We start from the raw sequence: 13,135 nt of genomic DNA on the forward strand, positions 1-13,135 counted from the left end.
GTGAATACCTTCAAAGGTGGGAGCTGGCTTGCCTGCGAAAGCAATCGCCCAGTCACCGCAGACCTAAGGCTTGGCACTCACGGTCACCCACCACGGTGTGTGCTGCTCGATCTGCACCGGCAGGGTCGGCAGCAGGGCGTTGAGCGCCAGGGTGGTGTCATGCAATGGGAAGCTGCCGGTGATGCGCAGGTCGGCGATATTTTTATCCACACCCAGGTAACCGGTGCGGTAACGGCTGAGTTCGTCCACCACATCGCCCAGACGGGCGTTGTCGACCACCAGCATGCCGCGTGTCCAGGCGTCGGTGGCCGGGCTGACGGCCAGCGCAGGGCCGAGGCCGTCGCTGCGCATCAGCACTTGCTGGCCTTGCTTGAAAATCTGTTCCTGCTGCAGCGCCTCGGGCTGGGCGCCGACGGCCGATTGCAGCACGCTCAAGCGCGTGGCGTCGTCTTCGCGCTTGACGATAAAGCGCGTACCCAGCGCCCGCAGGCTGCCGTCGCGAGTTTGTACATAGAACGGTCGCGCATCGTTGTGGCCGGTTTCGACGAGGATTTCGCCTTCCTGCAACACAATCAGCCGGCGCTTTTCATCGAAACGCACGTCGATGGCGCTGTGGGTATTGAGGTTGATCACCGTGCCGTCCGCCAGTTTCAGCGTGCGCTGCTCGCCGGTGGCGGTGCGTTGGTCGGCCAACCAATAGTGGATCGGCACGTAGCGCTCGCCGGCAAACAACGCCAGACCGCACACCAGTGCAATGCTCGCCAAGCCGCTGCCCAGCTTGCGTACGCGCTGGCGAATGCCCTCGCGCGACTGCAATAACGCCGCCCGCGCCGGGCCCGAGGCCACGCTGAAACGCTGGTCGAGCATGCCCAGCTGGCGCCACGCGCGGGCGTGTTCTTCATTGCTGGCCAGCCACTTGCTGAATTCTTCGCGCTCAATCGGGCTGCCGTCACCCGAGTCCAGGGACAGTTGCCAGGCAATCGCCGCATCCAGCACCCGGGCCGATACGGGTTTGGCGCTGATCATGTTCACAGCGGTTCGCCATACAGCGCGATGTAGCACTGGCGAATGCCCTGGGCCAGGTACTGCCGCACGCGTGGCACGGATACACCGAGGCGCTGGGCGATTTGCGCGTGGCCCAGGCCGTCGAGGCGGTTGTACAGGAACGCCGCGCGGGCCTTGCTCGACAGCTTGCCGAGCAGGCGGTCGATGGCCTTGAGGTCTTCGAGGATCAGTTGCTGTTCTTCGGGCGAAGGGTGTTCGCTTTCCGGGATCAGCATCAGTTCGGTGAGGTAGGCCTGTTCCAGGGCCGCACGGCGGAAGTAGTCGAACAGCAAACCTTTGGCGATCGCCACCAGAAACGCGCGTGGCTCGCGCGGTTCGCGCAGCTCATCACGGCCGAGCAGGCGCATGAAGGTGTCCTGGCTCAGGTCTTCGGCGCGGCTCGGGCAGGCCACGTTGCGTCGCAACCAGGCCAACAGCCAGCCGCGATGGTCGCGATACAACGCGCCAACAAGCTCACTGTGTGGGGTCTGGACCGACGACAAGGCATCACCGAATAAACAATAGGTTTAAACTAACGAGAATTATTCGCGATTGTGTCAGAGGCGTGGGGTGGGCGCAATTGGCGTCTGTCGGGAGATGACATTAAAACGATGGCGCTTGTTTACGCCGTTTCCATTGGCCCAAACGCTGTTGCAGCGCGTGCGGCGTGTCGATTTGTTGCAAACGTGCGCGGCTGAACAGGATCAGCATCAGCTCCGCCGTGGCCAGGGCATCGGCGCTGGCGTGATGGCGTTCGCCCACTTGCAGGTTGAAGTGGGTGATCCAGTCGTCCAGCCCGGCCTCGCGAATGTGCGCCTCGGGGCACAGCAGCGGGGCGATATCGGCAACATCGAGAAACGAATGCGCCAACCGGTAGCCCAGGCTGTCCTTCAATGCCCGGCAGAGCATGTGTTGATCGAACGGCGCATGAAAGGCCAGCAGCGGGCTGTCGCCGACAAATTCCATAAAGTCCAGCAAGGCTTCCACCGGGTCGCTGCCCGCAGCAATCGCGCTGGGCCCCAGGCCGTGGATCAGCACGCTGGGGCTGAGCTTGGATTCGGCGCGATGCAGGGTGCGCTCGAACAGCTGGGAGAAATCCACCGCGCCGTCTTCGATCACCACCGCGCCGATAGACAACACCTGGTCGCGGTTGAGGTTCAAGCCGCTGGTTTCCAGGTCCACCACCACCCAGCGCTGGCTGTGCAGCGAACCGTCGCCCAGCACGGCGGGCGTAGGCAATTGCTCCAGGCGCCGTTGTTGCGCTGCATTCAGCCCGGGTTTGGCCGCGCGCAGCCAGCCGAACAGGCTCATAGCTGATACCGCAGGGTCAGGCTGCTTTGCAGGCGCTGAGCCTGGCGCAGGGATTCACGCAGGATGCGTCGGTCCAGGTGGTTGAGGCTGTCGGGGTCGACGCGGTTGGAGTACGGCTGGTTTTCCCGGGTCTGCAACTGATGCTGCTGCATGCGGGTTTGCTGGATAAAGTGGTAGGCCTCTTCATAGGCGGCACCGTCCAGCGGCTCGATGACTTCCTTGACCACCAGCTGGCGCAGGCGCTCCAGGGTGTTGTTGGCGTGAATGCCATTGGCCAGGGCGAGCAGCCGTGCGCCATCCACAAAAGGTGTAAGGCCCTGCACCTTGAGGTCGAGGGTGGCCTTTTCGCCGCCTTTACGCGTCAGCACAAATTCGCGGAAACGGCCTACGGGTGGGCGTTGGCGCAAGGCATTCTCGGCCAGCATGCGCTGGAACAGCCGGTTATCCGCGACTTGATCGAGAATGCTCTGGCGCAATTGCTCGCAACCCTGTTCGTCGCCCCACACCACGCGCAAATCGAAATAGATGCTCGAACCCAGCAGGTTCTCCGGCGTCGCCTCGCGGATAAACGAACCGAACCGCCGCGCCCACTCGGCCCGCGACAGGCACAGCTCGGGGTTGCCGGCCATGATATTGCCTTTGCACAGGCTGAACCCGCACAACGCCAGGCTCTGGTTGATCTGCTGCGCCAGCGGCAGCAGGCGCCCACGGATCATCGCGGCTTCCACGGCGTCCTTGGCGTCGAACAGAATGCCGTTGTCCTGATCGGTAAACAGCGTTTGCTCACGGCGGCCTTCGCTGCCGAAACACAGCCAACTGAAGGGCACGCCAGGGTCGCCTTTCTCGGCCAGGGTCAGCTCGATCACCCGGCACACAGTGTGGTCATTGAGTAACGTGATGATGTGGGTGATCTGGGTCGACGACGCGCCATGGGCCAGCATGCGCTCGACCAACTGGCCGATCTCGCCGCGAATCGCCACCAGGTTTTCCACCCGCGGCGCGTTGCGGATGGTGCGGGCCAGGTGCACCAGGTCGACCCGCTGCAGGGAAAACAGGTCGCGCTCGGACACCACGCCACACAGGCGCTGGTCTTTGACCAGGCAGACGTGGGCGATATGCCGCTCGGTCATGGCGATGGCGGCGTCGAAGGCGCTGTGGTCCGGGGTCAGAAAGAACGGCGCCTGGGTCATGTGCTCGTCGATGCGCAGGCCGAAATCGCTGGTGCCGTCCGCCACCACCTGGCGCAGGTCGCGCAGGGTGAAAATCCCCAGCGGCGCCTTGTGCTCGTCGACGATCACAATGCTGCCGACCTGCTGCTCGTGCATTTGCGTCACGGCCTCGCGCAGCGGCGTGTCCGGGCTGCAGGTGACCGGGTGGCGCATGGCCAATTCGCCCAGGCGGGTGTTCAACGAGTATTGGGTGCCGAGGGTTTCCACGGCCTTTTGCTGGACTTGCTGGTTGACCTGGTCCAGCAGGCTGCTGACACCGCGCAGGGCGAAGTCGCGAAACGGGCTGGACAGCGCAAACAGTTTGATAAACGCCGGCTTGTTCAGTTGCAGGCAAAAGGTATCTTCGGCGGCCTTGTGCTCGGTGCGGGTTGCCCGCTCGCCGAGCAGCGCCGCGAGGGGGAAGCACTCGCCGGTGGTGATTTCGAAGGTGGTTTGTGTTGAATCCGGTCGCTCCCCCACAACTCGCCCCTGCTTGACGATATAGAAGTGCTCGACCGGCCCGCCCGACGGCTTGAGGATGCTCTCACCGGGGCCAAAGAAGCGTAATTGACACTGCTCGACCAGAAACGCCAGGTGCGCGTGTTCCATCTGGTTGAACGGCGGGAAACGTTGCAGGAATTGCAGGGTGCCGTGGATGTTCTGCAATACGGCAGTTTTCCCTGCCTGGGCGAAGGCATCAGCTTTACTCATAACAGTGACCGCAGTTTTTTTGTCGTTATCGTCCCTCATGGTCGACTCCTGCGCGGCGGGTGCCCATTGGACGTAAGTCTAGGTCGCTGAAAACGCCGCAAACTAAGGAAAAACCTTACATGACTATCGTCCAAACCCCGTAGAACACCCACTAGGCAAACTTTCCGACGAAGTGCACATTGTTCGCCCTTCCGCAGATGTCTGACGAGTGTGCTGGGAGATTGACGAAGAACTGCTGAGAACCGTATGTCCGACCACGATATTTTGAGTGATGCCGAGCGCGAGGCGCTGAGCGCCGTGATGCTGGAGCCTGATTTACCGCCACAACGCGTGTTGATTGTTGACGACGACAAGGACGCGCGTGAATTGCTGGCGGAGATCCTGGGGCTGGACGGTATTCGCTGCATGACTGCTGACAGTGGTGAGACAGCGTGGGATTTGTTGAAGTCGAGCAGCTCCATTGGTTTGCTGATTACCGACCTGCGTATGAAACCGAGTAACGGCCTGGAGCTGATCAAGCAAGTACGCGAATCTGATCGGGCAGCATTGCCGATCATCATCATGTCGGGGGATGCCGAAGCCCCAGATGTGATCGATGCGATGCATTTGAGCGTGGTGGATTTTCTGCTCAAGCCGATTGATAGCGTGAAGTTGGCGAAGATGGTGAAGAGGGAATTGGGGATGGCTTCCTGATTCGGTGGTGAATGTGCCGGCCTCAGCGGGGGCAAGCCCCCTCCCACAGGGGGAATGCACCCCAATCTGGCAGGGGCTTGTCACCGATAGCACCAGCCCGGTCACCACAAGCCTCAAAAAAAGGCCCTGATCTCACGATCAGGGCCTTTTTATTTACAGGCCGTTCCTGGCCTTGAACTCCCGACGCCGACGGTGCAACACCGGCTCGGTATAACCGTTAGGCTGCCGGGTCCCTTCAATCACCAGCTCGACCGCCGCCTGGAAGGCGATGTTGCTGTCGAAATCCGGTGCCAGTGGGCGGTACAGCGCATCCCCGGCGTTTTGACGGTCCACCACCGGCGCCATGCGCTTGAGGCTTTCCATCACCTGGGCTTCGTTGACGATGCCGTGGCGCAACCAGTTGGCAATGTGCTGGCTGGAGATGCGCAGCGTGGCGCGGTCTTCCATCAGGCCGACGTCGTTGATGTCCGGTACTTTCGAGCAACCGACACCCTGGTCGATCCAGCGGACGACATAGCCGAGGATGCCCTGGGCGTTGTTGTCCAGCTCGTTGCGGATTTCTTCGTCGGACCAATCGGTGTTGCTGGCCAGCGGAATCGTCAGAATGTCATCCACCGACGCGCGTTCGCGCTTGGCCAGTTCGGCCTGGCGGGCGAACACGTCAACCTTGTGGTAGTGCAACGCGTGCAGCGCGGCGGCGGTTGGCGAAGGCACCCAGGCGGTGTTGGCGCCGGCCAATGGGTGGGCGATTTTCTGTTCGAGCATCGCCGCCATCAGGTCGGGCATCGCCCACATGCCTTTACCGATCTGTGCACGACCTTGCAGGCCGGTGCTCAAGCCGATGTCGACGTTCCAGTTCTCGTACGCGCCGATCCATTTCTCAGCCTTCATCGCGGCCTTGCGTACCATCGCGCCGGCTTCCATGGAGGTGTGGATTTCGTCGCCGGTACGGTCGAGGAAGCCGGTGTTGATAAACACCACGCGCTCGCTGGCCGCCTTGATGCAGGCCTTGAGGTTGACCGTGGTGCGGCGCTCCTCGTCCATGATCCCGACTTTGAGGGTGTTGCGCGGCAGGTTCAGCACCTCTTCGATGCGGCCGAACAGCTCGTTGGTGAACGCGGCTTCTTCGGGGCCATGCATCTTTGGTTTCACGATGTACACGGAACCGGTGCGGCTGTTCTTGCGCGTGCTGTTGCCGTTGAGGCTGTGGATCGCCGCCAGGCTGGTAAGCAGGCCGTCGAGGATGCCTTCCGGGACTTCGTTGCCGTCTTTGTCGAGGATCGCGTCGATGGTCATCAAATGGCCCACGTTGCGCACAAACAGCAGCGAACGCCCGTGCAGGGTCACGTCCTGGCCATCCACGCCGGTGTACACGCGGTCGGCGTTCATGGTGCGGGTGAAGGTTTTGCCGCCCTTTTCCACTTCTTCGGCGAGGTCGCCCTTCATCAGGCCGAGCCAGTTGCGGTAGATCACCACTTTGTCATCGGCATCGACGGCAGCGACGGAGTCTTCGCAGTCCATGATGGTGGTCAGCGCCGCTTCCATCAGCACGTCTTTGACGCCGGCGGCGTCGGTCTGGCCGACCGGGGTGCTGGCGTCGATCTGGATTTCGAAGTGCAGGCCGTTGTGTTTCAGCAGGATCGCAATCGGCTGGGCCGCAGGGCCCTGGAAGCCGATCAACTGCGCGTCGTCGCGCAGGCCGCTGTTGCTGCCGCCCTTGAGGCTGACGATCAGCACGCCATCGACAATCTTGTAACCGGTGGAGTCGACGTGGCTGCCGGCGCTGAGCGGCGCGGCTTCGTCGAGGAAAGCACGGGCAAAGGCGATGACTTTGTCGCCACGCACCTTGTTGTAGCCCTTGCCCTTCTCGGCGCCGTCGGCTTCGCTGATGGCGTCGGTGCCGTACAGCGCGTCATACAGCGAGCCCCAGCGCGCATTCGAGGCGTTGAGGGCGAAACGTGCGTTCATCACCGGCACGACCAGCTGGGGGCCGGCCATGCGGGCGATTTCATCATCGACGTTTTGGGTCGAGGCCTGGAAGTCTGCGGCTTCTGGCAGCAGGTATCCGATGTCTTGCAGGAAGGCTTTGTAGGCCACCGGGTCGTGGGCCTGGCCGGCGTGAGTCTGGTGCCAGGTGTCGATCCGCGCCTGGAAATCGTCGCGTTTGGCGAGTAGGGCTTTGTTCTTCGGCGCCAGGTCATGGATGACCTTGTCGGCGCCGGCCCAGAACTGGTCGGCAGTGATGCCGGTACCGGGAATGGCTTCGTTGTTCACGAAGTCGAACAGGACTTTGGCGACCTGCAGGCCACCGACTTGAACGTGTTCAGTCATTGCTTGCCTCACTCTGCGGAGCTATGCGCTTTTTCAGATTTTCATTATGTAGTGCACGGTTGGGCATACTACATGATGACTTGCGGTTGTGAAAATTAGACTAAATACGTCGTTTAGCGACCCACTTTGGTCGTACGGTCACAGCGGAGAACCGGATGTTCTCAAAAAACTATTGGATTGTTCCAGATAAATATAAAAATGGTACACGATTTGTTTTCGCGGGCTTCCGAGTCCACCTTGTAGATTGAATTCAGAGGGCTTCGCCATGGACCATCTTGTACTCACAATTATCGCCGCCGACAAACCCGGCCTGGTTGAACGCATCGCGCAGAACATTGCCTCACATGGCGGCAACTGGCTGGAAAGCCGCATGGCCCATATGGCTGGGCAGTTTGCCGGGATCCTGCGGGTCAGCGTGCCAGCGGAAAGCCGCCAGGCATTGGTGGCCGCCCTCGAGGATTTGTCCACACAGGGTATTCGCGTGCTGGTGGGTGAGGGCAGTACCGGGCAGGCCTCGGCCTCCAAATCGATCCTGATGACGCTGGTGGGCAATGACCGTGGGGGCATCGTGCGCGAAATCACGGCGCTGCTGAGCCAGCAAGGCGTGAACCTGCAAAGCCTGAGCACGGATGTGCGCCCGGCGCCCATGAGCGGTGATCCATTGTTTACTGCCGAGGCGCTGTTGCAGGTGCCGGCGGCGTTATCCCTGGATACCTTGCAGCTGTCCCTCGAAACCCTGGCCGATGATTTGATGGTGGAACTGCACCACGAGGAATAATCGGCCCACAAGGTTATGCATGGAAATCTTGCATGGGCCTGTGGATAACCTGTAGAGACCCGGCGCCAGGCCACGCCGCCCGGGCTTCTTCGCCGGCTGAGCAAAAAACGAGCAGTTTCAACGGCTTGTGCACAAACGGCGGGGATGAGGCTGTGGATAACCTTGGGGTGGATGCCTGCAAGCCACGCCGGACGTGGCTTGCAGAGCTTTGTACGTTATTTGATCAGCGTTTGCGGACGGTCAGCCAGGCATCCAGGCTGTAGACCACCAGGCCCGCCCAGATGAACGCGAAGGCAATCAACGTGCTTTGCGCCAGGTGTTCACCGAACAGCAGCACGGCTTCAAGCAGCACCAGGGTCGGCGCCACGTACTGCAAAAAGCCTAGCGCGGTGTAGGGCAAGTGCCGCGCGGCGGCGTTGAAGCACACCAGCGGGATCAGCGTGACCGGGCCCGCCGCAACCAGCCACCAGGCTTCGGACGTGCTCCAGAACGCCAGCTGTGCGCTGTGTGCAGTCGGGTTGAACAGCAACCACGCCACGGCAATCGGCACCAGCATCCAGGTTTCCACCACCAGCCCCGGCAGCGCCTTGACCGGCGCCTGCTTGCGGATCAGTCCATAGAAACCGAAGGTCAGCGCCAACACCAGCGACACCCACGGCAGGCTGCCGACCTGCCACACCTGTTGCGCCACACCCACCGCCGCCAGCCCCACGGCTGCCCACTGCAAGCGGCGCAGACGTTCGCCAAGGATCAGCATCCCCAGCAGCACATTCACCAGCGGGTTGATGTAGTAACCCAGGCTCGCTTCGAGCATGCGCCCGCTGTTTACCGACCACACGTAGGTCAGCCAGTTACCCGCAATCAACGAGCCGCTGAGCGCCAGGATTGCCAGGCGCTTGGGGTTGTCACGCAGTTCGCGGAACCAGCCGGGGTGTTTCCACACCATCAACAACAAACCGCCAAACAGCGCCGACCACAGCACGCGATGTACGATGATTTCGGCGGCGGGAACGCTGGCGATGGCTTTGAAATAAATGGGGAACAGGCCCCAGATGACATAGGCGCTCAGGCCCAGGATGTACCCCTTGCGGGGGTTGGCGGCGTGCATTGCAGAATCCTTGCTTCGGCAGCTGACAAAGCCGCGATTGTAAGGAAATTTGTCAGGCAGTGGTCAGAACAGCTTCAAAGGCTCTTCATTCAGCGCCGACAACTGCTCGCGCAAAGCCAGCACCTGATCGCCCCAATACCGCTCGCTGCCGAACCACGGGAAGCTGTGGGGGAACGCCGGGTCATCCCAGCGCCGCGCCAGCCATGCGCTGTAGTGCATCAGGCGCAAGGCGCGCAGCGGTTCGATCAGCGCCAGTTCGCGCGGGTCGAAGTCGTGGAATTCCTGGTAGCCATCCATCAATTCTGAAAGCTGGCCCAGGCATTCCTGGCGGTCACCGGCGAGCATCATCCACAGGTCCTGTACGGCCGGGCCCATGCGGCAGTCGTCCAGGTCGACGATGTGGAACATCTCGTCACGGCACATCATGTTGCCGGGGTGGCAATCGCCGTGCATGCGGATGTTCTTGTGCGGCGTGGCCTTGTACACCTCTTCGACACGCTTGAGCAGGTCGCGCGCCACCGACTCATAGGCCGGCAACAGGCTTTTGGGAATGAAGTTGCCTTCGAGCAAGGTGTTGAGGGAGTCGTGACCGAAGTTCTTCACCCCCAAGGCTTCGCGGTGCTCGAACGGGCGGGTGGAGCCCACGGCGTGCAAACGGCCAAGCAGCTGCCCGAGGCGATAGAGCTGGTCGAGATTGCCCGGTTCCGGCGCACGCCCACCACGGCGGGGGAACAAGGTGAAACGGAAACCAGCGTGTTCGAACAGGCTTTCGCCGTTATGGATCATCGGCGCGACCACCGGCACTTCGCATTCGGCGAGTTCGAAGGTGAAACGGTGTTCTTCGAGGATCGCCTCGTTGGTCCAGCGCTGCGGGCGGTAGAACTTGGCGATCAGTGGTTCGGCGTCTTCGATGCCCACCTGATAAACGCGGTTTTCGTAGCTGTTGAGCGCCAGGACGCGAGCATCGCTGAGAAAACCGATGCTTTCGACGGCGTCGAGTACCAGGTCGGGGGTGAGTGTTTCAAACGGATGGGCCATGCGAACTCCTGCGCGCAGCAGGGCGCCGCGTCCGGCCGGGTATGGTAACAGTGATAGGTGGTGACTGTGCGGACGCCTTCGCGAGCAAGCGCGCTCCCACATTCGACCGCATTCTTATGCTGGAACTCGGCCAAGTGTGGGAGGGGGCTTGCCCCCGATGGGGCCCTGTCAGGCGCCGACGATCCCGCCGTCATCGCGCCGAATCGCCATCACCGACGAACGCGGCTTGCCATTCGGCAGGTGCTCCGGCCAAGTCGACCCCCCGGTCTCGCCCGGATGCTGAATCCCCACAAACAGCGTCTTCTGATCCGGCGAGAAGCTGATCCCCGTCACCTCACACGCCACCGGCCCCACCATGAATCGGCGAATTTCCCCGGTCGAAGGGTCGGCGCAGAGCATCTGGTTATTGCCCATCCCCGCAAAATCGCCGGCGTTGCTGTAGTCGCCATCGGTGAGGATCCACAGGCGCCCGGCCTTGTCGAAACCCAGGCCATCGGGGCTGTTGAACATGTTTTGCGGGTTGATGTTCGACGAGCCACCCTTGGGCGTACCGGCGTGCACGCCCGGGTTGCCGGCCACCACAAACAAATCCCAGCTGAACGTCATGGCCCCGTGGTTATCGGCGTCGGCCTTCCAGCGCAGGATCTGGCCGTAGACGTTTTTCTCACGCGGGTTGGGGCCGCCCACCGGTTGGCCGTCTTCGCCGCGTTTGGCGTTGTTGGTCAGGGTGCAATAAACCTGGCCGTCGGTGGGGCTGACCACGATCCATTCCGGGCGGTCCATGCGCGTGGCTTTCACCACACTGGCGGCCAGGCGTGCGTGGATCAGCACTTCGGCCTGGCTGGCAAAACCTGTGCTGGCGTCGATGCCGTTTTTGCCATGGGTCAGCTCGACCCACTGGCCCTTGCCCTTGGGGTGGTCGGCGTTGCCGTCGCCGGCATCGAAGATCGCCACGTACAAGGTGCCGTGGTCGAGCAGGTCTTTGTTGGCCTTGGGGTTCTTGTGGTTGATCTTGTCGCGGCTGACGAATTTGTAGATGAACTCCCCGCGCTCGTCGTCGCCCATGTACACCACGGCGCGGCCGTCACGGGTTTCGGCGAGGGCGGCGTTTTCGTGCTTGAAGCGGCCGAGGGCGGTGCGTTTGACAGGGGTGGACTGCGGGTCGAACGGGTCGATTTCCACCACCCAGCCGTGACGATTGAGTTCGTTGGGGTTCTTGGCGATGTCAAAGCGTGGGTCGTGCGGGTGCCAGTTGATGTCTTTGCTGGCCGCCACTACGCCGTAGCGTTTCTGCCCGGCGTCAAAGCTTTGCTGTGGGTTGCTGCTGCCAAAGCAGTCAGTGAAGTTCTCTTCGCACGTCAGATAAGTGCCCCACGGCGTCTTGCCGTTGGCGCAGTTCTGGAACGTGCCGAGGACTTTTTTGCCGGTCTTGTCGGCGTCTGTTTTCAGCCAGGCGTGGCCGGCGGCGGGGCCGCTCAGGCGGATCGGCGAGTTGCCGTGGATGCGCCGGTTGTAGCGCGAGTCCTGAACGAATTGCCAAGTGCCGCCGCTGCGCCGCACTTCGATCACCGACACGCCTTCGCTGGCCTGGGCCTTGTGCACGTCTTCAGCCGATTGCGGCGCGCCGCCGTGGGCGAAGAGGTAGCGGTAGTTGGTGTATTCGTTGTTGATCGCCATCAGCGCGCGGTTGTCGTCGCCAGGAAAGGCGAACAGGCTCATGCCGTCGTTGTTGTCGCCGAATTGCTGCTCCTGGGCTTTGGCGGTGCCGTTGCCGGACGGGTCGAAGGCCGGCGCGTTCTTTTGCAGCGGCTGGCCCCAACTGATCAACACCGACGCGCTGTAGCCCGGCGGCAGGGTGATGGCGTCGCTGGTGGCGGCAGCGATGCTGGTGAAACCCAGCAATGGGCTGGCGCTCACGGCATTCACGGCCATCGCGCTGCGGGTCAACAGGTTACCGCCCAGGAACATCGCGGCACCGCACAGGGCGCCGGCGCCGATAAAACGGCGACGGGTCAGGCCGACCATCTGTTCGAGATCGGTGGCTTGGTGTTCTTCTAATAGGTTCATATCAGGCTCCTTGCGTGCTTTTTGCGAACACCTTAAGGAGCGGGCGTGACGAAATTGTTGCAGTTAGAAGAAGGGCGTGGCCTAGACCGGCGTACCGAGTAGCACATTGCTCGGCGAGAATTGCATCTGGAGCGCCTGGCCTTTGGCGGCGCCCAAGGCATTGAGTACGACGGGCTGCGCCAGGGCGCATAACACCAGGCCGTTGGGCAGCGTGATGCGCACCTCGCTGGGGCCGTCGTCGGCGTCTAGAATCGCATCGACAGTGCCGTCGAAGCAATTGTGTCCAGGTGTTGCAGCTTGCTGCGGCGCCAGCAATTCCAGCCAGCCGGCCTTGATCAGCGCAACCACTTCCACGCCCATTTCCAGCTCCAGGCGTTGCGTGCTGTCGTGGGTGATTTGCGCTTGCAGGGTCAGCCCGCCGGCGAGCTGCAAGCGAATCAAATCGTTGCGGCCGTGGGGCTCGATGGCGATCACCTGCCCGTGCAACTGGTTACGCGCGCTGGTGCGCAGCATCAGGCGACCCAGCAGGTTGAAATCACTCGCCGCTTCGTCCGAACCCAACACCTCGGCCTGCAACATTTGCAGGCGTTGATAGAGCCGCAATACGCGCGCGCCTTCGGCGGTCAGCTTGGCACCGCCGCCGCCCTTGCCGCCGACGCTGCGCTCCACCAGCGGTTTTTGCGCCAGATTGTTCAGTTCATCAATCGCGTCCCAGGCGGCCTTGTAACTCAAGCCTGCGCTTTTCGCGGCGCGGGTGATCGAGCCTTGTTCCGCGATATGCCCCAGCAGGGCGATGCGCTGGGGGCGGCGGATGATGTGTTGGCTGAGGGACGGCGGCAGAGACAT

At 62.1% G+C, this 13,135-nt stretch carries 11 protein-coding genes; 2 read left to right on the plus strand and 9 right to left on the minus strand.

Going from position 1 to position 13,135, the window contains the following annotated elements; translation table 11 throughout:
- Window positions 1-63: 63 nt before the first annotated feature.
- The 4 genes from WBR57_RS30400 to WBR57_RS30415 all read right to left on the minus strand — a co-directional run bounded on the left by WBR57_RS30400 (window position 64) and on the right by WBR57_RS30415 (window position 4,274).
- Window positions 64-1,026: a FecR domain-containing protein gene (locus WBR57_RS30400; RefSeq protein ID WP_424089435.1), complete on the minus strand. Its 963-nt coding sequence runs from the start codon at window positions 1,024-1,026 to the stop codon at window positions 64-66.
- Between the two features lie 2 nt (window positions 1,027-1,028).
- Window positions 1,029-1,547: an RNA polymerase sigma factor gene (locus tag WBR57_RS30405; RefSeq protein ID WP_424089331.1), complete on the minus strand. Its 519-nt coding sequence runs from the start codon at window positions 1,545-1,547 to the stop codon at window positions 1,029-1,031.
- Window positions 1,548-1,647: 100 nt separating this feature from the next.
- Window positions 1,648-2,355, minus strand: coding sequence for a 3'-5' exonuclease (locus tag WBR57_RS30410; protein ID WP_424089333.1), 708 nt, complete (start codon window positions 2,353-2,355; stop codon window positions 1,648-1,650).
- On the minus strand, window positions 2,352-4,274 hold the full coding sequence (locus tag WBR57_RS30415; RefSeq protein WP_424089335.1) for a putative nucleotidyltransferase substrate binding domain-containing protein: 1,923 nt from the start codon (window positions 4,272-4,274) through the stop codon (window positions 2,352-2,354). Before WBR57_RS30415 ends, WBR57_RS30410 begins: the two co-directional genes overlap by 4 nt.
- A gap of 246 nt (window positions 4,275-4,520) precedes the next feature.
- Here WBR57_RS30415 and WBR57_RS30420 point away from each other — a divergent pair, with 246 nt between their 5' ends.
- On the plus strand, window positions 4,521-4,967 hold the full coding sequence (locus tag WBR57_RS30420) for a response regulator (RefSeq protein ID WP_424089337.1): 447 nt from the start codon (window positions 4,521-4,523) through the stop codon (window positions 4,965-4,967).
- Window positions 4,968-5,120: 153 nt separating this feature from the next.
- Here WBR57_RS30420 and WBR57_RS30425 read toward each other — a convergent pair whose 3' ends face one another.
- The gene (locus WBR57_RS30425) at window positions 5,121-7,298 is read right to left on the minus strand and encodes a malate synthase G (protein ID WP_424089339.1); all 2,178 of its coding nucleotides are present in this window, start codon (window positions 7,296-7,298) and stop codon (window positions 5,121-5,123) included.
- 265 nt (window positions 7,299-7,563) lie between these two features.
- Between WBR57_RS30425 and WBR57_RS30430 the strand changes: the two genes are divergently transcribed.
- Window positions 7,564-8,076: a glycine cleavage system protein R gene (locus WBR57_RS30430; RefSeq protein ID WP_424089341.1), complete on the plus strand. Its 513-nt coding sequence runs from the start codon at window positions 7,564-7,566 to the stop codon at window positions 8,074-8,076.
- Window positions 8,077-8,299: 223 nt separating this feature from the next.
- Here the strand turns inward: WBR57_RS30430 and rarD are convergent, their stop codons facing one another.
- The 4 genes from rarD to WBR57_RS30450 all read right to left on the minus strand — a co-directional run bounded on the left by rarD (window position 8,300) and on the right by WBR57_RS30450 (window position 13,135).
- Window positions 8,300-9,184, minus strand: a complete 885-nt coding sequence (gene rarD, locus WBR57_RS30435) for an EamA family transporter RarD (RefSeq protein WP_424089343.1) — start codon at window positions 9,182-9,184, stop codon at window positions 8,300-8,302.
- A 63-nt stretch (window positions 9,185-9,247) separates the two neighbouring features.
- Window positions 9,248-10,222, minus strand: a complete 975-nt coding sequence (locus tag WBR57_RS30440; RefSeq protein WP_122542274.1) for a serine/threonine protein kinase — start codon at window positions 10,220-10,222, stop codon at window positions 9,248-9,250.
- Window positions 10,223-10,390: 168 nt separating this feature from the next.
- Entirely contained in the window at window positions 10,391-12,289 is a 1,899-nt protein-coding gene (locus WBR57_RS30445) for a PhoX family protein (RefSeq protein WP_424089346.1), read from the minus strand.
- An 81-nt stretch (window positions 12,290-12,370) separates the two neighbouring features.
- Window positions 12,371-13,135 carry a TOBE domain-containing protein gene (locus tag WBR57_RS30450; RefSeq protein WP_424089348.1) on the minus strand — a complete coding sequence of 255 codons (765 nt, stop codon included), beginning with the start codon at window positions 13,133-13,135 and terminating at the stop codon, window positions 12,371-12,373.

The organism is Pseudomonas sp., from assembly GCF_049590575.1.
Lineage (GTDB): Bacteria > Pseudomonadota > Gammaproteobacteria > Pseudomonadales > Pseudomonadaceae > Aquipseudomonas.

Coding starts and splice junctions, on each gene's coding strand:
- WBR57_RS30415 (WP_424089335.1), bottom strand. CDS start 4,274: ATGAGTAAAGCTGATGCCTTCGCCCAGGCAGGGAAAACTGCCGTATTG.
- WBR57_RS30410 (WP_424089333.1), bottom strand. CDS start 2,355: ATGAGCCTGTTCGGCTGGCTGCGCGCGGCCAAACCCGGGCTGAATGCA.
- WBR57_RS30425 (WP_424089339.1), bottom strand. CDS start 7,298: ATGACTGAACACGTTCAAGTCGGTGGCCTGCAGGTCGCCAAAGTCCTG.
- WBR57_RS30430 (WP_424089341.1), top strand. CDS start 7,564: ATGGACCATCTTGTACTCACAATTATCGCCGCCGACAAACCCGGCCTG.
- WBR57_RS30400 (WP_424089435.1), bottom strand. CDS start 1,026: ATGATCAGCGCCAAACCCGTATCGGCCCGGGTGCTGGATGCGGCGATT.
- rarD (WP_424089343.1), bottom strand. CDS start 9,184: ATGCACGCCGCCAACCCCCGCAAGGGGTACATCCTGGGCCTGAGCGCC.
- WBR57_RS30420 (WP_424089337.1), top strand. CDS start 4,521: ATGTCCGACCACGATATTTTGAGTGATGCCGAGCGCGAGGCGCTGAGC.
- WBR57_RS30450 (WP_424089348.1), bottom strand. CDS start 13,135: ATGTCTCTGCCGCCGTCCCTCAGCCAACACATCATCCGCCGCCCCCAG.
- WBR57_RS30440 (WP_122542274.1), bottom strand. CDS start 10,222: ATGGCCCATCCGTTTGAAACACTCACCCCCGACCTGGTACTCGACGCC.
- WBR57_RS30445 (WP_424089346.1), bottom strand. CDS start 12,289: ATGAACCTATTAGAAGAACACCAAGCCACCGATCTCGAACAGATGGTC.